Annotated in this window: 18 protein-coding genes and 1 pseudogene; 12 read left to right on the top strand and 7 right to left on the bottom strand. The window is 55.8% G+C overall.

Annotated elements, in window-relative coordinates:
• Positions 1-50 precede the first annotated feature (50 nt).
• From WG219_13540 to mazG, 7 genes are all read left to right on the top strand, one after another.
• Entirely contained in the window at positions 51-341 is a 291-nt protein-coding gene (locus WG219_13540) for an iron transporter (protein ID WXL24347.1), read from the top strand.
• Positions 338-1996: a PepSY-associated TM helix domain-containing protein gene (locus WG219_13535; protein WXL24346.1), complete on the top strand. Its 1659-nt coding sequence runs from the start codon at positions 338-340 to the stop codon at positions 1994-1996. Before WG219_13540 ends, WG219_13535 begins: the two co-directional genes overlap by 4 nt.
• A complete protein-coding gene (locus WG219_13530) occupies positions 1990-2331 on the top strand; it encodes a DUF3325 domain-containing protein (GenBank protein ID WXL24345.1) in 342 nt (113 codons plus the stop codon). Before WG219_13535 ends, WG219_13530 begins: the two co-directional genes overlap by 7 nt.
• 83 nt (positions 2332-2414) lie before the next feature.
• On the top strand, positions 2415-3311 hold the full coding sequence (gene cysM / locus WG219_13525) for a cysteine synthase CysM (GenBank protein WXL24344.1): 897 nt from the start codon (positions 2415-2417) through the stop codon (positions 3309-3311).
• The gene (gene rlmD, locus WG219_13520) at positions 3311-4663 is read left to right on the top strand and encodes a 23S rRNA (uracil(1939)-C(5))-methyltransferase RlmD (protein ID WXL24343.1); all 1353 of its coding nucleotides are present in this window, start codon (positions 3311-3313) and stop codon (positions 4661-4663) included. Before cysM ends, rlmD begins: the two co-directional genes overlap by 1 nt.
• Positions 4664-4827: 164 nt before the next feature.
• A complete protein-coding gene (gene relA, locus WG219_13515) occupies positions 4828-7068 on the top strand; it encodes a GTP diphosphokinase (GenBank protein WXL24342.1) in 2241 nt (746 codons plus the stop codon).
• A gap of 15 nt (positions 7069-7083) precedes the next feature.
• Positions 7084-7917, top strand: coding sequence for a nucleoside triphosphate pyrophosphohydrolase (gene mazG, locus WG219_13510; protein ID WXL24341.1), 834 nt, complete (start codon positions 7084-7086; stop codon positions 7915-7917).
• An 84-nt stretch (positions 7918-8001) separates the two neighbouring features.
• On the opposite strand, the pseudogene WG219_13505 reads toward mazG, so the two are convergent.
• Positions 8002-8929, bottom strand: a pseudogene (locus WG219_13505) (aspartyl/asparaginyl beta-hydroxylase domain-containing protein).
• A gap of 177 nt (positions 8930-9106) precedes the next feature.
• Here WG219_13505 and WG219_13500 point away from each other — a divergent pair.
• Complete coding sequence (locus WG219_13500; protein ID WXL24340.1) at positions 9107-9646, top strand: DUF2058 domain-containing protein; 540 nt, start codon at positions 9107-9109, stop codon at positions 9644-9646.
• Between the two features lie 92 nt (positions 9647-9738).
• Here the strand turns inward: WG219_13500 and WG219_13495 are convergent, their stop codons facing one another.
• The 3 genes from WG219_13495 to purM form a co-directional block, all read right to left on the bottom strand.
• Complete coding sequence (locus tag WG219_13495; GenBank protein WXL24339.1) at positions 9739-10455, bottom strand: DUF3108 domain-containing protein; 717 nt, start codon at positions 10453-10455, stop codon at positions 9739-9741.
• Positions 10456-10529: 74 nt separating this feature from the next.
• On the bottom strand, positions 10530-11204 hold the full coding sequence (gene purN / locus WG219_13490; protein WXL24338.1) for a phosphoribosylglycinamide formyltransferase: 675 nt from the start codon (positions 11202-11204) through the stop codon (positions 10530-10532).
• Positions 11204-12262, bottom strand: coding sequence for a phosphoribosylformylglycinamidine cyclo-ligase (purM, locus tag WG219_13485; GenBank protein WXL24337.1), 1059 nt, complete (start codon positions 12260-12262; stop codon positions 11204-11206). The genes purN and purM overlap by 1 nt, the downstream gene beginning before the upstream one ends.
• Positions 12263-12583: 321 nt before the next feature.
• Here purM and WG219_13480 point away from each other — a divergent pair, with 321 nt between their 5' ends.
• The 3 genes from WG219_13480 (at position 12584) to hda (ending at position 15698) form a co-directional block, all read left to right on the top strand.
• Entirely contained in the window at positions 12584-13627 is a 1044-nt protein-coding gene (locus WG219_13480) for a DUF2066 domain-containing protein (protein ID WXL24336.1), read from the top strand.
• An 85-nt stretch (positions 13628-13712) separates the two neighbouring features.
• Positions 13713-14789, top strand: a complete 1077-nt coding sequence (locus WG219_13475) for an AI-2E family transporter (protein ID WXL24335.1) — start codon at positions 13713-13715, stop codon at positions 14787-14789.
• Between the two features lie 204 nt (positions 14790-14993).
• The gene (gene hda, locus WG219_13470) at positions 14994-15698 is read left to right on the top strand and encodes a DnaA regulatory inactivator Hda (GenBank protein ID WXL24334.1); all 705 of its coding nucleotides are present in this window, start codon (positions 14994-14996) and stop codon (positions 15696-15698) included.
• Between the two features lie 71 nt (positions 15699-15769).
• On the opposite strand, the gene WG219_13465 is transcribed toward hda, so the two are convergent.
• Genes WG219_13465 through arsC form a run of 3 tightly spaced genes read right to left on the bottom strand, consistent with a single transcriptional unit; the run spans position 15770 to position 17128 of the window.
• Positions 15770-16180 carry a DUF2069 domain-containing protein gene (locus WG219_13465; GenBank protein ID WXL24333.1) on the bottom strand — a complete coding sequence of 137 codons (411 nt, stop codon included), beginning with the start codon at positions 16178-16180 and terminating at the stop codon, positions 15770-15772.
• Positions 16173-16778 carry an NAD(P)H:quinone oxidoreductase gene (gene wrbA, locus WG219_13460; GenBank protein WXL24332.1) on the bottom strand — a complete coding sequence of 202 codons (606 nt, stop codon included), beginning with the start codon at positions 16776-16778 and terminating at the stop codon, positions 16173-16175. The genes WG219_13465 and wrbA overlap by 8 nt, the downstream gene beginning before the upstream one ends.
• On the bottom strand, positions 16775-17128 hold the full coding sequence (gene arsC / locus WG219_13455) for an arsenate reductase (glutaredoxin) (protein ID WXL24331.1): 354 nt from the start codon (positions 17126-17128) through the stop codon (positions 16775-16777). Before arsC ends, wrbA begins: the two co-directional genes overlap by 4 nt.
• Before the next feature lie 103 nt (positions 17129-17231).
• Between arsC and WG219_13450 the strand changes: the two genes are divergently transcribed.
• Positions 17232-18491, top strand: coding sequence for a virulence factor BrkB family protein (locus WG219_13450; GenBank protein ID WXL24330.1), 1260 nt, complete (start codon positions 17232-17234; stop codon positions 18489-18491).
• Positions 18492-18533 lie beyond the last annotated feature (42 nt).

Genomic DNA, 18533 nt, shown 5'->3' with positions numbered 1-18533 from the left:
GTCGCTCAGCCCTTGTTGTCAGGGCTTGGGCAGAACAGAGGTTGAGGTGTATGGCGCGAATAAGCTCATCAAGTCAGGTGCTGATTGCCCGCTGCCTGTTGGCAGTCTTGGGTGGCTACCTGTTCACTTACACAGCCAGTGCTGCGTTGGCCCGTGTGCTGCCCGTTAAACCTACAGAGGCAGTGGTGATCTCTGCACTGCTGAGTTTTGTGGTGTACCTGGGCTTTATTATCTGGAGCTTTGTGGAGGCTCGCGTAAGCAGGGTAGCGATGGGCGTGGCGTTGTCAGTGCCGCTTGCTGTGATTGGCTTTTGGCCGCAACTGATGGAGCGTCTGGCATGAAGCACAACATCACCCAGTCGCTTTCATGGTTGCACACCTGGTCTGGCCTAGTGTTTGGTTGGGCGCTGGTGGCTATCTTCCTGACGGGAACGCTGGCTGTATTCGATAAAGAGATCAATCTGTGGATGCAGCCTGAGGTACCAACCCAGACTGTTGACCGTGAGCAGGCGGTTGCGACTGCGATAAAGCATTTGCGCACCCATCACGCGGATGAGAGCAGCTGGCAGGTCGCATTGCCGAGTGAGCGTTCACCGCGTTTGGCTGTTTCAGCAGGTGAACAGCAGGGCGGTGGCGGCGGTCGTGGTAACGCCATGACTGTGCTTGATCCGGCAACCGGTGAGGTGATCACGCCCCGCCAGACCGCTGGAGGCAACTTTTTCTTCCGTTTCCATTACACCCTGCATTTCCCGCGCAACATTGGCATCTGGGTTGTGGGCTTTATGGCCATGGCGATGCTGGCGGCTATCGTCAGCGGCATCGTGATCCATAAGAAGTTCTTCAAGGAGTTTTTTACGTTTCGCCCGAATAAGGGTCAACGCTCCTGGCTGGATTATCACAATGCCAGTGGCGTGTTGTTACTGCCTTTCCACATCATGATCACCTACACGGGGTTGGTGATCTTCTTCCTTATCTATATGCCTGCGCCAATGGATGCCCTGTTCGATGGTGATCGTCAGGCCTATCAGGCGGCCATGCGTGGCGATTCAACCGCTGGCGCTCAACACCAGGGCGAGCGTGGCGCGCAGAGGCAGCAAGGTGGGCGTGGCGAGCAGGGGGCGGGTGGCCAGCGTGGGCAGCGTCAGCAGCGTCAGCAGGCCGAGCGTGTACCACTGATGGACCGCACTGATGACATCGATTTTATGGCGCTGATTGCCCGTGCCGAGGCAGACCTGGGTTCGCTATCAGGCTTTAACCTCAAGCGTAGCGCCAATGGCGATGCGGTATTTGAAGGCCGTCCTGTGCTGGGTAATGTCATTGAACTGACTAAAGGGCGCAGCATGAGCCTGAATGCCCTTACGGGTGAGGTGATTCGCCCAGCACCAGATTCAGTTGGTGCCACTCTGGTTCAGCGGGTACTGGCCGGTTTGCACTTTGCTCAGTTCGGCGGATACCCAATGCGTTGGGTGTACTTCATCTGCGGCATGATCAGTACGGCGATGATGGCCGGTGGGCTGATCCTGTTTACCGTTAAGCGTCGTCGCCGTTATGCCAAAGAAAGCCGCCCAGCGCGCTCTGGTTATGCGTTTATCGAACGGGTCAACATTGCGATTGTGGCCGGGCTGATGATTGCCTGTGTTGGCATGCTGTGGGCAAACCGCTTGTTGCCAGTTGAACTGACCGCACGACCCAATGCCGAGGTGAATGCCTTCTTTGCCTTGTGGGGGCTGAGTTTTGTGCATACGAGTCTGCGTCCATGGATGCAGGCCTGGCGTGAGCAACTGTGGGTTGGCGCTCTATTAATGCTGGCACTGCCGCTGGCCAACGCGCTGAATGGTTTGCCACTGCTGGGTAATGGTATTGGGCTGTATGTCGAGCTGACCACGATGGCGATGGGCGCGCTGGTGCTGCTTGCGGCTTTGCGCACGGGCCAGGGGGGCGAATACGTCAGTGATGCCCGTAAGCAGCGGGCTGCCAAGGAGGAACTGGCATGCTGAGTATTCTGGGGGCTTCAGCGCTGGCTTATTCCTCAATGGTAGGTTTGTGTCAGGGTATTAAACGGCATCAGGTAGCAGTTTGGGGCAAGCCCTGGCCCGATTACTGGCACCGTATGCTGCGGGTTTACGGTTGGCTGGCGTTACCGCTGTGTTTGTGGCTTTGCGCCCAGCACTGGGGCTGGGCCATGGGCAGTGTTGGGGTATTTGGCCTGGTATCGCTGGCTGGGTTCATTCTGGTACTGGGGTTGCCGTACTTCCCACGGTTTCTGGTAAGCCTGGGGTTTGTGGGGGGCGTACTGGGTTTATTGGAATTTGCTTATAGCTTGCTGTTCTAAGCGGCTTTCCATATCTGATATGGCTGAATCGGGTTTGTCGGTATCATGCGCGACTTACCCCGATTCTGGATTTCTTGTTCGCCATGAGCTTCGAGTTCCCAACCATCGCCGATTGCATCGGCAACACCCCACTGGTTCGTTTGCAACGCCTGCCGGGCAATACCAGCAACACCCTGTTGCTGAAGCTGGAAGGCAACAACCCCGCAGGTTCGGTCAAGGATCGACCTGCGCTGTCGATGATCAATCGCGCCGAGCTGCGTGGCGACATTAAGCCAGGCGATGTACTGATTGAGGCCACCAGCGGCAATACCGGCATTGCCCTGGCCATGGCGGCTGCCATCAAAGGTTACAAGATGGTGCTGATCATGCCGGACAACTCCACTGCTGAGCGTAAGGCCGCAATGACCGCCTATGGCGCTGAGCTGATTTTGGTGGAGGGCATGGAAGAGGCTCGCGATCTGGCTCTGCAGATGCAAGCTGAGGGCAAGGGCAAAGTGCTCGACCAGTTCGCCAATGGTGACAACCCAGAAGCTCACTACCGCAGCACTGGCCCGGAGATTTGGCAGCAGACAGGTGGTCGTATTACCCATTTCGTCAGCTCCATGGGTACAACTGGCACTATCATGGGCGTTTCTCGCTACCTGAAAGAACAGAACCCCGATGTCCAGATCGTCGGCTTGCAGCCGATGGAAGGCTCAGCGATTCCGGGCATTCGCCGCTGGCCGCAAGAGTACCTGCCAAAAATTTATCAGGCTGAACGTGTGGATCGCGTGGTCGACATGAGCCAGCTTGAAGCTGAACAGGTCATGCGCCGTCTGGCGCGTGAAGAAGGCGTTTTCTGCGGCGTATCGTCCGGTGGTGCTGTGGCAGCCATGCTGCGCCTGTCTCAGGAAGTGGAGAACGCGATCATGGTGGCAATCATCTGCGACCGTGGCGATCGCTACCTGTCCAGTGGCATCTACGATGTTCAAGACAACTAATGGCCAAGAAAACCAGTAGCTTGCGCTTCCAGCCCAGCGGCGGGAGCAAGGCGCAGCAAGTGCCTGTTGGCAAAAAGCTCAAATTGCACATTGAGCGTCAGGCCAATGATGGGCGTGGTATTGGCTTCAATGAGGGGCGCACCTGGTTTGTCAGCGGTGCCTTGCAAGGCGAACAGGTTGAGGCACGGGTGCTGGCTGCGCACGGCAAGGTGGTCGAGGCGCGGGTGGAGCGTGTCCTTGAGCCGAGCCCAGCACGTCGAACAGAGGCGTGCGCTCATGCGCGCGCATGTGGCGGTTGCAGCCTGCAACATATGCCCCACACCGATCAGCTGGCCCTGAAACAACGCATGCTTGAAGAGCAGCTAAGTCGTTTAGCGGCTATTCAGCCGACGCAGTGGGCGGCCCCTCTGGTCGGGCCTGAGTTGGGCTATCGGCGTCGCGCCAGAGTGGCGGTGCGCTGGGACCCAGCCGCACGCCATTTGGCGGTTGGTTTCCGTGCATCTGCCAGTCAAGACATCATTGATATTGAGCAATGCCCGGTTCTGGTCCAGCCTTTGCAACCAATCTTGCAGGCGCTGCCATCCGTATTGCGCAGTCTGGAGAAACCGCAGGCTATTGGGCACGTTGAGCTGTTCAGTGGTGACAGCAATGCTGTGCTGATCAGGCATACCAGTGCTTTGTCCGAGGCGGATCTGGCGCGTCTGAGCAGCTTCTGCTCGGAGCAGGCTGCGCAGCTCTGGCTACAGGGTAAGGATGATCCGCAACCTTATGTCGCAGATCAGCAGTTGAATTACCGGCTGGAGCAATACAACCTGATGCTGGCCTATCGCCCTGGCGATTTTGTACAGGTCAACCAACCCGTGAATGACGCCATGGTGGCGCAGGCGCTGGATTGGCTGGTGCCGCAGGCCAACGAGCGGGTACTGGACTTGTTTTGTGGTCTGGGCAACTTCGCCTTGCCATTGGCTCAGCGGGTACGCGAGTTGGTGGCGGTGGAGGGGGTTGATGTGATGGTGCAGCGCGCCAAACACAATGCGCAGATGAATGGTTTGAACAATACGCACTTTTATCAGGCGGATTTGTCGAAGCCGCTTAGCGAAGCGGATTGGGCAGTGGGCGGTTTTGATGCTGTACTGCTGGATCCGCCCCGCGATGGCGCATTGCAGGTGGTTAAGCAGATGAAAGCCCTTAATGCTGGACGTGTGCTTTATGTCTCCTGTAATCCGGCTACGCTGGCACGTGACAGCGCCGAGTTACAACAGCAGGGATACCGGCTGGAACGGGCAGGTATTCTGGATATGTTCCCTCAGACAGGGCATGTCGAAGCCATGGCGTTGTTTGTCAGGCAGTAATCGTTCACCGGGTTATAAGGTGTTGCAGGTGCGCTCTGTTTGTCGGGCTACAGGATGAGCGGAGTGTATACCTTGTTGAGTTATTGGACGGTCTCGCAGAAGACTGGAGCCAGTGAGTGGGCATGAAGCCCGTCACGGCTGAATGATTAAAGGATAGGATTTGCATGGTTCAGGTCAGAGCTCATCAGCCGATTAACGCGGACGGCAGCATCAACCTTGAGGCATGGCTCGACCATGTGCTGAGCGTCGATCCCGCCTTGGATCGTGAAGGTCTGCGAGATGCCTGTGAGTTTGCCCGTGAGGCTGAACAGCAGGCCAATGCCGCGCAGAATCTCTGGACCGAAGGCTCATCCAGCTTCCGTGTGGGGCTCGAGATTGCCGAAATCCTCGCCGATCTGAAACTGGATCAGGACTCGCTGGTTGCAGCGGTCATCTACCGCTGTGTACGTGAAGGCAAGGTGTCCTTGCCTACTGTTCAGCAGCGATTTGGTCAGGTTGTGGCCAAGCTCATTGAGGGTGTGCTGCGAATGGCAGCCATCAGCGCCTCGCTGAATCCGCGCGACTCCCTGGTCCTGGGTTCCCAGGCCCAGGTGGAAAACCTGCGCAAGATGCTGGTGGCCATGGTCGATGATGTGCGGGTTGCCCTGATCAAACTAGCAGAGCGAACCTGTGCAATTCGTGCGGTAAAAGAGGCCGACGACGAGAAGCGTCAGCGTGTAGCCCGCGAGGTGTTCGACATCTATGCACCGTTGGCCCATCGTTTGGGCATTGGTCATATCAAATGGGAGTTGGAAGATTTGTCCTTCCGCTACTTGGAGCCTGACCAATACAAGCAAATCGCTACGCTGTTGCATGAGCGCCGTCTTGATCGCGAGCATTACATCAATGAGGTGATGAGCCAGCTGCGCACTGAACTTGAAGCCACCGGCATCAAGGCGGATATCAGTGGGCGGGCCAAACATATTTACTCCATCTGGCGGAAAATGCAGCGCAAGGGCCTGCAATTCAGCCAGATTTATGATGTGCGCGCCGTACGTGTGCTGGTGCCACACGTGCGCGACTGCTACACAGCGCTGGGTATCGTACATACCCTGTGGCGGCACATCCCCAAGGAGTTTGACGACTACATCGCTAACCCCAAGGAAAACGGCTACCGCTCGTTGCACACCGCTGTGCTCGGGCCTGAAGGTAAGGTGCTGGAGGTGCAGATTCGCACCCAGGCCATGCATGAAGAGGCTGAACTGGGAGTTTGCGCACACTGGCGTTACAAGGGGACGGACGTTAAATCCGGCTCCAACCATTATGAAGAGAAAATCTCCTGGCTGCGGCAAGTGCTGGAATGGCACGAAGAGTTGGGGGATATCGGCGGGCTGGCCGAGCAGTTACGGGTGGATATCGAACCTGACCGGGTTTATGTTTTTACCCCTGATGGCCACGCAATCGACTTGCCTAAAGGGGCGACCCCTTTGGATTTCGCTTACCGCGTGCACACTGAAATCGGCCACAACTGCCGTGGTGCGAAAATCAACGGCCGTATTGTGCCCCTGAACTACAGTCTGCAAACCGGTGAGCAGGTCGAGATCATCACGGGCAAGCAGGGGGCGCCAAGTCGGGACTGGCTTAACCCGAACCTGGGCTATATCACTACCAGCCGGGCACGCGCCAAGATCATTCACTGGTTCAAATTGCAGGACCGTGACCACAACGTGTTGGCCGGGCGTACGCTGCTTGAACGCGAACTGACCCGCCTGGCCCTCAACGGCGTTGATTATGATCGCTTGGCGGAAAAGGCCAACCTGAGAACGGCAGAAGACCTGTTTGCTGCACTGGGCGCCGGTGATGTCCGTCAGGCCCATGTGATTAACCTCGCGCAACAACTGGTTGAGCCTGAGCGCAGTACTGAACAGCTGGAGCTGATCCCACGTAAGGCCCAGGGTTACCGCCCAGGCAAGCGTGGCGACATTCAGATTCAAGGTGTCGGCAACCTGCTCACTCAAATTGCTGGGTGTTGCCAGCCATTACCGGGCGACCCGATTGTGGGCTACATCACCTTGGGGCGTGGCGTCAGTATCCACCGTCAGGACTGCACCTCCGCACTGCAACTGTCGGCCCGTGAGCCAGAGCGCATCATCCAGGTCAGCTGGGGGCCAGTGCCGGTGCAGACCTACCCGGTGGACATCAGTATCCGTGCTTACGACCGCTCAGGTTTGCTGCGAGATGTTTCTCAAGTGCTGCTCAACGAGAAGATCAACGTGCTCGCGGTCAATACCAGCTCGAACAAGGATGACAACACCGCCTCCATGTCGATCACCGTCGAGATTCCAGGGTTGGATGCGCTGGGTCGTTTGCTGGGGCGCATTTCGCAGTTGCCGAACATTATTGAAGCCCGCCGTACCCGGCCCTGATTTGACGAGCGCCCCATGTACCAACTGGATGATCTCTTGCATTTGATGGCCCGGCTTCGCGACCCGCAGCATGGCTGCCCTTGGGACCTCAAGCAGAGCTACGCCACCATCGTGCCTTACACGTTGGAGGAAGCTTACGAAGTTGCCGACGCTATTGAGCGCGGCGACTACGACCACCTGCCGGGCGAGCTGGGTGACCTGTTGTTTCAGGTGGTCTACTACAGCCAGTTGGCGCGTGAAGAAGGGCGCTTTGAGTTTGCCCAAGTGGTCGATGGGATCACCCGTAAGCTCGTGCGCCGTCACCCTCACGTCTTCCCGGACGGTGATCTCTACGGAGCAGTTGATACCCCGAAACTCAGCGAAGCCGAGATCAAGCAACGCTGGGACGAGATCAAGGCTGAAGAGCGAGCTGAGAAGGCAGCTGCACCCGAGCAGTTGTCACTGTTGGATGATGTACCGGTGGCTTTGCCTGCGTTGAGTCGCGCCATCAAGTTGCAAAAGCGCACAGCTCAGGTGGGATTCGACTGGCCAGAAGCGCTGCCTGTGGTGGATAAGGTGCGCGAAGAGCTGGATGAAGTGCTCGAAGCCATGAGTGAAAACGATCCCCAAGCAATTGCTGAAGAAATCGGCGACCTGTTATTTGTGGTCAGCAACCTTGCCCGCCACCTGAAAGTTGATCCTGAAACAGCATTGCGAGCTGCTAACAGTAAGTTTGAGCGCCGTTTTCGGTTTATTGAGCAGGCATTGCATGAGCAGGGGCTGAGGGCCGATCAATGTTCGCTGGAAACGCTTGATGCACTTTGGGGCGAAGCGAAAAAAAGTGAAAAGTCCAAAGGCCCCAGCTGCTGAGGCCCGTCTAATGCCCAGCGCGTCAAGGGTCGCCAGCATTTGCAACGCTCAGCCTCTAAAACCGGCTGGACTCCGTTGCCTGCATTACACCAGCCATCGGTACACCAACAGAGCAATTCCGATTGCCAGTGCAATACGCATGGACTTGTAGCCTTTAGGGTTAGCACGTTTGAAGCGGCGTATATGGCAGCCAAACCAGTTACCGATCCGTATTAAGTGCGAGTAGGCTCGGTTAATACTGCCAACAGGTTCATTGGCTATGTTTTGTGGGGCAGTAGCGTGCCCAAGTACTGAGCTGAGCCAGCGATTAATGCGGGTTAGCAGGCGGCTGCGTAAAGGACGCTCAATATCGCAAAACAGAATCACACGGGTTTGATTCGTTTCATTCTTAACCCAATGCACGAATGTTTCATCGAATATAACGTCCTCGCCATCGCGCCACGCATAGGGCTCACCGTCTACATAAATCCTGCAGTTGTCAGAGTTTGGAGTGGATAACCCCAAGTGATAGCGCAATGAGCCGGCATAAGGGTCGCGATGTGGGTTGAGGTGGCTGTTGCCGGGCAATTAAGGCAAACATGGCGCCTTTGACTTCAGGCACTTTGCTGATCAGCTCAACGCTTCGCGGGCATAGATGCACAGCGGAAGGTAAAGGCTTGTCGTACCAAGTGAGATAAAAGCGTTTCCAGCCTTTTTTGAAGAATGAGCTGAATCCCGCTTCATTGTTATTCAGCGCATCCCTGATGAAACCTTCATCCATCAAGTTCTTCGCTTCATCTCTGAATACCTCCCAGTTGTCCCTCAGCACATCCAATTCAGGAAAGTCTCTGCGCTCTAGGTAAGGTGTAGGGGAGGGCTTTGAGAATAAATACATCAAGGCGTTGTAAGGGGCGAACCAGGCGGAGTGGTTGACCAGTTGCCTTAAAAACGGCAATCGCGCCTTGCCTCGAAAATGAATGAAAAGCACGCTGGCGATAAAGGCCAGGAGTAAAGCAATTTTTAGAGCGTCCATGTTCTATTGCTCCTTGGGTCATGCAGTAATTTTTTACTCTTGTATGAGCCAATTGGCAGGCCGGAGCCTGAAGATTGCGACTGCAGCACCCCTAGGAGTAGACTCGCGTCCATTATTTATAGGCTACAGGTTTTTAACGTGTCTAATAGACGCGCTAGATAAGTGGACTTTTATACAATGAGCATGTCATTACGCGATCAGCTGCTAAAAGCGGGGCTGGTCAACGAAAAGCAAGTCAAGCAGGCCTCTAAGCAAAAGCAGAAGCAACAACGTCTGGAGCAGAAAGGCCAAGTTGAGAAAGATGAGTCGCAAAAGTTAGCTGCTCAGCAGGCAATGGCCGAAAAAGCAGCTCGTGACCAAGAGCTCAATCGTCTGCAGCAAGAAAAGCAAGAGAAGAAGGCGCTGGCGGCTCAGATCAAGCAACTGATCGAGTCTTCTCGTTTACCTAAGTTGACGACTGAGGACTACTACAACTTCGTCGACGACAAGAAGGTGAAGCGTATTTCGGTGAATAACCTGATGCGCGACAAGCTCAGCAGTGGCTCACTGGCCATCGTTCGTCATGGCGGTGCTTACGAAATCATCCCGCGTGATGCAGCACTGAAGATTCAGGAGCGCGATGCCCAGCGTATTGTGCTGCTGAACACGCAAACTCAAGCACCGGATGAAGATGATCCGTATGCAGCGTATCAGGTGCCAGATGACCTGATGTGGTAAGACTGAAAGCCGGGCAGCAGCCCGGCTTTTTGTTGTCACCGCAATTAAAAAAACCGGGCAGGTGCCCGGTTTTTTGTGAGGGTAGGAGGTGACTAGTCTTTGCGGCCTTCAACGGTTTTGCCGTCAACAATGCCGTCTTTGAGCATGATCTGGTATTCCTTGCCGTCCTTTTCCACCTGATGCAGACGAACCAGCAGGTAGTCCCAATCCTTGGCGAACCACAGGATCGTTTTGCGGCTGCTTTGAGTAGGGTCGCGGACACGCTCGACTTTAATGGCATCTACCAAGCCAGCTTTGGTTCGGACAACTTCTTCGCCCAGAACGCGGAAGTCATAAGTCTCTACTTCGTCACCATCGACAACCTGATAGCTCATGGTCTTGGTGCCAGCTGCCACGTCTTCTTGTAGAGCGAGCTGGTAGGTGGACTTGTCCAACAGGCCACGTACCAGTGGCAGTTTCACAGCATCGCCACGGTCGTTGCCGGTCACCTGCTTGGCTGTCCAGTCAAAGGTCAGATCAATCTTCTTGCCTTTACCAAGACCATTACGTTCATACGAATAGCTTTGCGGCAGAAAGCTGTTGCCGTCAATGCGAATGATGCTTTCTTCAGTCAGGCCCGCCACGAGCATGGAGGCTGTGAAGTTCAGCTTCCACTGGCCGTCGGCCAAAGATTCGAGGCTGCGTTCAGCGCTGCCGCTGACAGGCAGTTGCTTCCAGTCTGCGGTATAGCTGGCAGAAAAGGGTTTCAGCTCAACTGCAAGAGCCGGCAAGCTAAACAGGGTTAGTGCGAGCAGTAAAACGCGACTCATGTTTTCTCCTGATTGAGCGGTGTGCGGATTGGCTGAGGCTTCATATGCAGCGTGTATTTTGCCCGAGCCAATCGCTACTGATCTTGAGCCGGAAACGCTTGGTTACGAATGAGGCGTCCGGTTTTGGGTAGCAGTTGGTTATCCAGCATTGCCCCTTGAGCCGTCAAGTGCAAGCGGCCTTCGGCGAACCAGCGGACAGCCAGAGGATATATCAGGTGTTCTTGCTGGTGCACTCGGGCCGCCAGAGTGCTAGCGGAATCGTCAGCAAGAACAGGCACTACTGCTTGTACGACAATAGGGCCTCCATCCAGTTCCTCACTGACAAAGTGCACGCTGCAACCGTGTTCGCTGTCACCCGCATCCAGTGCTTGTTGGTGCGTATGCAAGCCTTTGTATTTGGGAAGCAGGGAGGGATGGATGTTGAGCAGCCTTCCACTGTAGTGACGTACAAAGCCAGGGGTGAGGATGCGCATAAAGCCAGCGAGCACAACTAAGTCGGGTGCATGGTCGTCGATAGCTTGGATCAGGGCCGCATCAAAAGCTTCACGCCCGCCGTACTGCTTGTGGTCCAGTACGTGTGTAGGGATTCCAGCTGCTTGTGCCCGTTGCAAGCCAAATGCATCGGTGCGGTTGCAGACCACCGCACTGATGCGGGCCGGGATTTCCCCGGCCTGGATGCGATCAAGTAGCGCTTGCAGATTACTGCCTGAGCCCGAGATCAGCACCACGATGTTGCATGGCTGAGGCATCAGTGTTGTTTCAGGTTGTTCAGGACGACCTGAGCAGCTCCTTCGGCAGCTTGGTTGATCTGGCCGATCACCCAAGGCTGTTCGCCTGCTGCGCGCAGGGTTTCCAGGGCTACTTCGACCTGATCCTGGGCGACGCAGATAACCATGCCAACGCCGCAGTTCAGAACACGGTGCATTTCGTGCTCGTCCACGTTGCCTTTTTCTTGCAGCCAGTCAAACACTGCAGGGCGGGTCCAGCTGGCTACGTCGATCACCGCTTGAGCACCTTCAGGCAGAACACGCGGGATGTTATCCAGCAGACCGCCACCTGTGATGTGGGCCATGGCTTTAACTGCGCCAGTGTCTTTGATCAGCTTGAGCAGGGCCTTGACGTAGATGCGGGTAGGCGCCATCAGCAGGTCGGCCAGTGGTTTGCCGTCGATCTGGGTGTTTTCGATATCAGTGCCGGCGACTTCAAGAATCTTACGGATCAGCGAGTAGCCGTTGGAGTGCGGGCCGGAAGATGGCAGGGCGATCAGTGCGTCGCCAGCAGCCACTTTGGAGCCGTCGATGATTTCGGCTTTTTCCACCACGCCGACGCAGAAGCCTGCCAGGTCGTAGTCTTCACCTTCGTACATGCCGGGCATTTCAGCCGTTTCACCGCCTACCAGTGAGCAGCCTGCCAGTTCGCAGCCTGCGCCAATGCCGGTAACAACGGTGGCGGCTACGTCTACGTTGAGTTTGCCAGTGGCATAGTAGTCGAGGAAGAAAAGAGGCTCAGCGCCGCAGACAACCAGGTCATTCACGCACATGGCGACCAGATCCTGGCCGATGCTGTCGTGTTTGTTCAGGTTCAGAGCCAGGCGCAGCTTGGTGCCCACACCATCAGTACCCGAAACCAGTACAGGCTGTTTGTAGCCAGCCGGGATTTCGCATAGCGCGCCAAAGCCACCCAGGCCACCCATAACTTCAGGGCGTGCGGTGCGTTTGGCGACACCCTTGATGCGTTCAACCAGGGCTTCGCCTGCGTCGATATCTACACCTGCGTCCTTGTAGCTGATGGAGGGTTGCTTGCTCATAGATCCAGGCCTTTAAGGGAATTCGGAGGAAAACCTGCGCATGTGAAGGCAGGTTTGCGAAGGCGCGCGATTTTATCAGGCTTACCTTGTACGGGCCACCCGCGTGACTCAGGTTGCGGGTAAGAGGGAGGCTGTTTAAGGTAATCAACTGGTACAAAACTGTTCGGTGAACGATGAGCAGCTGAATAAAATGCTCAGTTTCACGTCTAACTGGCATATGTTCATGCTGCACTGCTATTAATGAACTAGCTTTGCTTAGGCTGCGTTTAATTATTAAGCCAGTCTGAAATACTCAAATTCCCGTCAATCGAGAACCTATTCATGCGTTTTATCGACCGTCTGCTTGTTGCCAGTCTGATGTTGTCTGGCTTGCCTGCTGTAGCTGCCCCGGTCAGCGATCTGTACAAAGTCCGTGAGCCCGTTGCCAGTCAGCAGCCGGAGGATCGTGCCGCGGCTTTGACGCGGGCGCTCGATACGTTGGTGCTGAGACTGACCGGTAAGGATGATGTGGCCAAGAATCAAGCATTGGCCGAGTTGCGCAAAGATCCGCAGCAGATCATCAGTCAATACGGTTACGAGGAAGACAAGCTGACCGTGGACTTTGATCCGACCAGCACCGAACGCGCTTTGCGTCAGGCTGGCCTGCAACTGTGGGGCAACAACCGTCCGGTGGTTATGACCTGGTGGTTGAATGCGAGTGCTGAGGGCACAAGTCTGGTGGGCGATGCGCAACTTGCGGCTGAAACGTTGAGCCAGGCGGCGCAGAACCGTGGCCTACCGTTGCGTCTGCCGCTGGCTGATTTGTCCGAGCAACTTGTCGGCACCGAAGAGAATATTGCCAGCGATGATGCCAGTGCTCTGCGTGCGGCATCGGAGCGCTACTCTGCCGATGCTTTGCTCTCTGTACTGGCCCGTGAGAGCGGTGGTGAGTGGCAGGCCCAGTGGCGCCTGTGGCAGGGCGACAAGCGTGAACAGGGCTCAGTCAGTGGTGCTGACCAGGCAGCCGTGGCAGATGCTGTGCTATTGCAGGTCAGTAAACGCTTGACCTCCCAGTTCATGGCGACGGCAGGTGCCGCGAGCAATCTGACTCTTGAAGTGCAGGGGGCGGACCTCAATCGTTACGCAGAATTGCAACGGGTTCTTGAACCTTATGGCGCAGTGTTGCGCTTGGTCCAGGGCGACAAGCTGGTATTCGGGGTCAATGCCAACGCCGATCAATTGCGTGCTCAACTGGCGCTGTCGCATTTGCAGGAGGTGACCGCAGAGGCCATAGATGCTGCCCAGGCTCCAACAGCCGACGGGGCCGTTGCCCCTGTAGCGCCTGCGGCACCGGTGCCAAGCAATGTGCTGAAATTCCGCTGGTAGGCGGGATTTCAGGCTGCAGCGGATCGCTGTGGTGGGATGTGAGCTGAGGTTTTTCAGGCAGATAATCTGCAGAGGGAGAGGCAGGATGGTTGATTCACAACGTTGGGTTTGGATTATTGCGGCAGTTTTACTTGGCGGAGTCCTGTATTTACTGTCGCCTATACTGGCCCCGTTTTTGATCGGCATTCTGCTGGCTTACTTGGGCGATCCTGTCGTGGATCGTCTGGAGCGTTGGGGTTTGTCGAGAACCTGGGGCGTTATCACGGTTTTTGCCTTGATCACGCTCGTCTTAGCTATTCTGTTGCTGGTCTTGGTTCCAATGCTGGGGCGTCAGTTAGTTCGTTTGTACGAGTTGGCGCCACAAATGCTGGATTGGATCCAGCATCAAGCCTTGCCATGGGTTCAGGTCAAGCTTGGGCTCAGTGATGGTTTCTGGCGGCTGGATAAACTCAAATCTGCATTCACAGATCAGTTGGACAAAACAACGGATATTGTTGGCGTTGTGGTTTCTACGGCAACGGCGTCAAGCTTGGCCTTTATGGGCTGGTTGGCCAACATGCTGCTGATCCCTGTGGTCAGCTTTTACCTGATGCGTGATTGGGATGTGATGCTGGTTAAGTTGCGCAGCCTCTTGCCCCGTGAGCGCGAGGATAAAGTGGTTGAGCTTTTTGGCGAGTGCCATGAAGTGTTGGGTGCGTTTTTGCGTGGCCAGTTGTTGGTGATGTTGGCCCTGGGCGTGATGTACGCAACGGGGCTTATGTTGATTGGTGTGGAACTGGGTTTATTAATCGGGATGTTGGCTGGCTTGGCCAGCATTGTTCCGTACCTGGGGGTTTTTGTCGGGGTTGCGGCTGCGCTGGCGGCAGGGTTGTTCCAGTTTGGTCTCGATCTGTATCCGCTGCTGGGCATTGTGGCGGTGTTTGTGGTCGGGCAAATGCTTGAGGGCATGCTCCTGACTCCACTGCTGGTAGGGGACCGTATCGGCCTGCACCCTGTCGCAGTGATCTTTGCGATTATGGCAGGCGGACAGTTGTTTGGTTTCACCGGAATTTTGGTCGCGCTGCCGGTGGCAGCTGTGATCATGGTGCTGATACGCCATCTGCATGATTTTTATAAACAGTCCGATACCTACGTCGGTACGTCCGATGGAGAACAGAGCTAGTTTTGCATTGAAATGGTTCAGGGTGCGGCATCCGGCGCACCCTGTTTGGCGATCTCAGGCTATAGCCGTCTCGACGTATGGCGCTATGAAAAATGCCCTTGCTGTTATAAGACGGCTTTATCCATCAATGACTTAGCAACCAGAACCCGATAAACTTCCGCAAACCTAACGGTGAGCCAGCGGTTCTGGAACTGCCCGATCAGTATGATACCTACACAGTTGCCCCTAGGCGTTCGTCTACGCGATGACGCCACATTTGCCAATTTCTACCCCGGAGCCAACGCGGCCGCGCTCGGCTACGTTGAGCGTTTGTGTGAGGCTGATGCGGGCTGGACTGAAAGTTTGATCTACCTGTGGGGCGCAAATGGTGTTGGGCGCAGCCATCTGTTGCAGGCGGCGTGCCTACGTTTTGACCAATTTGGAGAGCCAGCCGTCTATCTTCCCTTGGGCTTTTTGGCACAGTACGGCACGGCGCTATTGGACAACCTGGAGCAGTTCGAACTGGTCTGTTTGGATGATCTGGATGCCGTTGCAGGCGACAAGGTGTGGGAAGAGGCGCTGTTCCATTTGTTCAACCGTCTGCGAGATTCCGGGCGCCGCTTACTGATATCGGCAAACGCCCCGCCTAGGGAGCTGCCGATAAAGCTGCCTGATCTTAAATCACGCCTGACGCTGGCGCTGGTCTTTCAGCTGCAACAGCTTTCGGATGAAGACAAGCTGCGTGCCTTACAGTTGAGGGCTTCACGCCGCGGACTGCAACTGAGTGATGAGGTGGGACGGTTTATCCTCACGCGCGGTGAGCGCAGCATGAGTTCGTTGTTTGACCTGTTGGAGTGCCTTGATCAGGCGTCGCTGCAGGCCCAGCGCAAGCTGACAATTCCATTCCTGAAAGAAACGCTCGGCTGGTAAGGCCAACAATACTGTTCAGATGTGAGGCGGGCACCTGAAATATTCAGGCGCCCGTTGTGCCGTGCCCGTTATCAGGATTCTCCGGCCAGTTTTCGTTCGTACTGAAAACGCCAGCGTGTATACATCAGGGCTGCGCAAAACAAACTGAGGCTGAACAGTGTCAGTAGCCAGCCATACACGGCCTTGCTCGGGTCGAATGCAGCCAGTACACCTTGAATAAAGTAGATGTTGACCACAAAGCAGGTCCAGGCATGTGCGCGTGCGTTGCCGATTAACAGGCCAGGAGCCAGGATCAGTAATGGCACCACCTGGAGGCCAATGACTGGCCACAGGAGCTTCTCCGGGATGTTCGCAAAGTGCAGGTTCCACACGAGCAACAATGCAATCAGGGCCAAGAAGCTACTCAGGGTGGCTACCCGGCTGATAAGAAGGCGTGGCTTGAGCCATTCCAGCGATGGCAGTGGTTTCGGGGTTCTAGCCACGGGCTGGCTCCAGTTTTTTTGCGGTTTGTGCAAGTCGTTGACCCAAGGCGCGGCATAGGGCGATTTCGTGTTCATCCAGCGCGCGCTTTCCGTCAGCCCCGGCGAAATGACTCGGGCCGTAAGGTGTGCCGCCACCGCGAGTTTCCAAAAGGGCGCTCTCACTGTAAGGCAAGCCTGTAATCAACATGCCGTGATGCAGTAACGGCAGCATCATCGAGAGCAGCGTAGATTCCTGGCCACCATGCAGGCTGGATGTCGACGTGAACACACCAGCAGGTTTGCCTACCAATGCACCGGTCAGCCACAAGCTGCTGGTGCCATCCAGGAAGTATTTCATCGCGGCGGCCATGTTGCCGAAGCGTGTCGGACTGCCTAAGGCCAGGCCTGCGCAGTTCTTTAGCTCGTCAATGCTTGCATACAGTGCGCCTTCAGCAGGCAGGTCAGGGGCTACAGCTTCGCAATCGGCGGAAACGGCAGGCACTGTGCGCAGGCGCGCTTCCAGACCACCCATTTCTACGCCGCGGGCAATCTGTCGGGCCATTTCAGCGGTCGCGCCGTGGCGGCTGTAATACAGCACCAGAATGTAAGGGGTACTCATGCCAGAATCTCCAGCACTTTCTCCGGTGGACGGCCGATTACGGCGCGGTCACCAGCAATCAGGATCGGGCGCTCGATCAGCTTGGGGTGGCTGGCCATGGCTTCGATGAGTTGCAGATCGGTCAGCTCCGGGGCGCTCAGGCCAAGTTCACTGTATTCATCCTCGCCAGTACGCAGAAGTTGGCGCGGGGTGATAGCCAGTTTTTTCAGCAAGCTTTGCAGCTCGTTGACGCTGGGCGGTGTTTCCAGGTAGCGAACGATGGTCGGGGTCAGGCCGCGCTCTTCTAGAATCTGCAGTGCGCTGCGGGATTTAGAACAGCGTGGATTGTGATAAAGGATGAGATCAGTCATGTACGGGTCGCCTGTTACCGTTAATGGCGGCTATTCTACCTGCTTATGACGGTTACGCCTGCGCCCGTGCGTATGCAGGTTAGAAGGTAGCTAAGGAGAGGGCATGAAGCGGCGCATTGGAAATCAGTTTGAGTTCTGGCGTTATGTAATTCGACGTTTTTTTGCAGACCAATGCACGACCAATGCGGCGGCGCTGACCTATACAACGCTTTTTGCTGTTGTACCGATGATGACAGTAACGTTCTCCATGCTGTCGGCCATTCCGGCGTTTCAAGACACCGGAGAGGACATTCAAGGTTTTATCTTCCGTAACTTCGTGCCTTCAGCGGGCGAAACGCTTCAACAGTATTTGCGCGATTTTACCACCCAGGCCCGTCAACTGACGTGGATTGGGGTGGCGGTGTTAGCCGCTACGGCTTTCTGGATGTTGGTCACCATTGAAAAGACGTTCAACACGATTTGGCGCGTGCGCAAATCCCGTCGCGGTGTTTCAAGTTTTTTACTGTATTGGGCTGTTCTTAGCTTGGGCCCGCTGCTGCTAGGTGGGGGCTTTGCAATTACAACCTACATCACCTCCCTTCAACTGATTTCCGGGCCTGATGCGTTACCGGGCATTCGTTCGTTACTCAAATTCACGCCTCTGATCTTCAGTGTTGCAGCCTTCACCTTGTTATATGCCACGGTACCCAACACGCGGGTACCGCTGCGGCATGCATTGGTCGGAGGTGTTATTGCTGCTGTGATGTTTGAGGTGGCCAAGATGCTGTTTGGCTTGTACGTACGGCTCTTTCCTGGTTATCAGCTTATTTACGGTGCATTTGCTACGGTTCCGCTGTTCTTGCTGTGGATTTATGTCTCTTGGTTGATTGTGTTGTTTGGGGCCGAACTGGTTTGCAATCTGGGTGTTTCAGGGCAGTGGCGTCAGCGGGATATGCCGAAGTTATTGATCACGCTAGGGGTGTTGCGTGTATTCCACGATCGCCAGCGTGCAGGGTTGCACGTGCGCTTGAAAGATATACAGCGGCAAGGCTGGCAGATGGCGGAACACGAGTGGGCGGAAGTCTTGAGCTTTTTGGAGCAACAGCGGCTGGTAGTATCGGTGGGTTCGGGCGCTTGGGTTCTGAGTCGCGACCTGAATGAGTACAGCATGCAGCAGTTGATCAACAGCAGCCCGTGGCCACTTCCACGTGCTGAAAACCTGCCGGATCAACTGGAGGAGCCTTGGTATCCGTTATTACACGATGCGCTCGCGGCGATGCACGCCAATCAGGCGCAATTGTTCGGCCAGGGCTTGGCTGTGTGGCTACAGGCCGGGGTTAAACCTGAAGCTGAGGCCCTGTCGTCGAACAGTTCGGCCACTTGATGAACCTAAACGGTGAGTTATTTCTGGGAACTGTTAGGGTTT

Origin of the sequence: Pseudomonas mendocina, assembly GCA_037482215.1 — a bacterium.
GTDB classification, from domain to species: Bacteria; Pseudomonadota; Gammaproteobacteria; order Pseudomonadales; family Pseudomonadaceae; genus Aquipseudomonas; species Aquipseudomonas mendocina_E.
This window is presented reverse-complemented; position numbering and strand designations above follow the sequence as displayed.

Coding starts and splice junctions, on each gene's coding strand:
- WG219_13540 (WXL24347.1), top strand. CDS start 51: ATGGCGCGAATAAGCTCATCAAGTCAGGTGCTGATTGCCCGCTGCCTG.
- WG219_13535 (WXL24346.1), top strand. CDS start 338: ATGAAGCACAACATCACCCAGTCGCTTTCATGGTTGCACACCTGGTCT.
- WG219_13530 (WXL24345.1), top strand. CDS start 1,990: ATGCTGAGTATTCTGGGGGCTTCAGCGCTGGCTTATTCCTCAATGGTA.
- cysM (WXL24344.1), top strand. CDS start 2,415: ATGAGCTTCGAGTTCCCAACCATCGCCGATTGCATCGGCAACACCCCA.
- rlmD (WXL24343.1), top strand. CDS start 3,311: ATGGCCAAGAAAACCAGTAGCTTGCGCTTCCAGCCCAGCGGCGGGAGC.
- relA (WXL24342.1), top strand. CDS start 4,828: ATGGTTCAGGTCAGAGCTCATCAGCCGATTAACGCGGACGGCAGCATC.
- mazG (WXL24341.1), top strand. CDS start 7,084: ATGTACCAACTGGATGATCTCTTGCATTTGATGGCCCGGCTTCGCGAC.
- WG219_13500 (WXL24340.1), top strand. CDS start 9,107: ATGAGCATGTCATTACGCGATCAGCTGCTAAAAGCGGGGCTGGTCAAC.
- WG219_13495 (WXL24339.1), bottom strand. CDS start 10,455: ATGAGTCGCGTTTTACTGCTCGCACTAACCCTGTTTAGCTTGCCGGCT.
- purN (WXL24338.1), bottom strand. CDS start 11,204: ATGCCTCAGCCATGCAACATCGTGGTGCTGATCTCGGGCTCAGGCAGT.
- purM (WXL24337.1), bottom strand. CDS start 12,262: ATGAGCAAGCAACCCTCCATCAGCTACAAGGACGCAGGTGTAGATATC.
- WG219_13480 (WXL24336.1), top strand. CDS start 12,584: ATGCGTTTTATCGACCGTCTGCTTGTTGCCAGTCTGATGTTGTCTGGC.
- WG219_13475 (WXL24335.1), top strand. CDS start 13,713: ATGGTTGATTCACAACGTTGGGTTTGGATTATTGCGGCAGTTTTACTT.
- hda (WXL24334.1), top strand. CDS start 14,994: ATGATACCTACACAGTTGCCCCTAGGCGTTCGTCTACGCGATGACGCC.
- wrbA (WXL24332.1), bottom strand. CDS start 16,778: ATGAGTACCCCTTACATTCTGGTGCTGTATTACAGCCGCCACGGCGCG.
- arsC (WXL24331.1), bottom strand. CDS start 17,128: ATGACTGATCTCATCCTTTATCACAATCCACGCTGTTCTAAATCCCGC.
- WG219_13450 (WXL24330.1), top strand. CDS start 17,232: ATGAAGCGGCGCATTGGAAATCAGTTTGAGTTCTGGCGTTATGTAATT.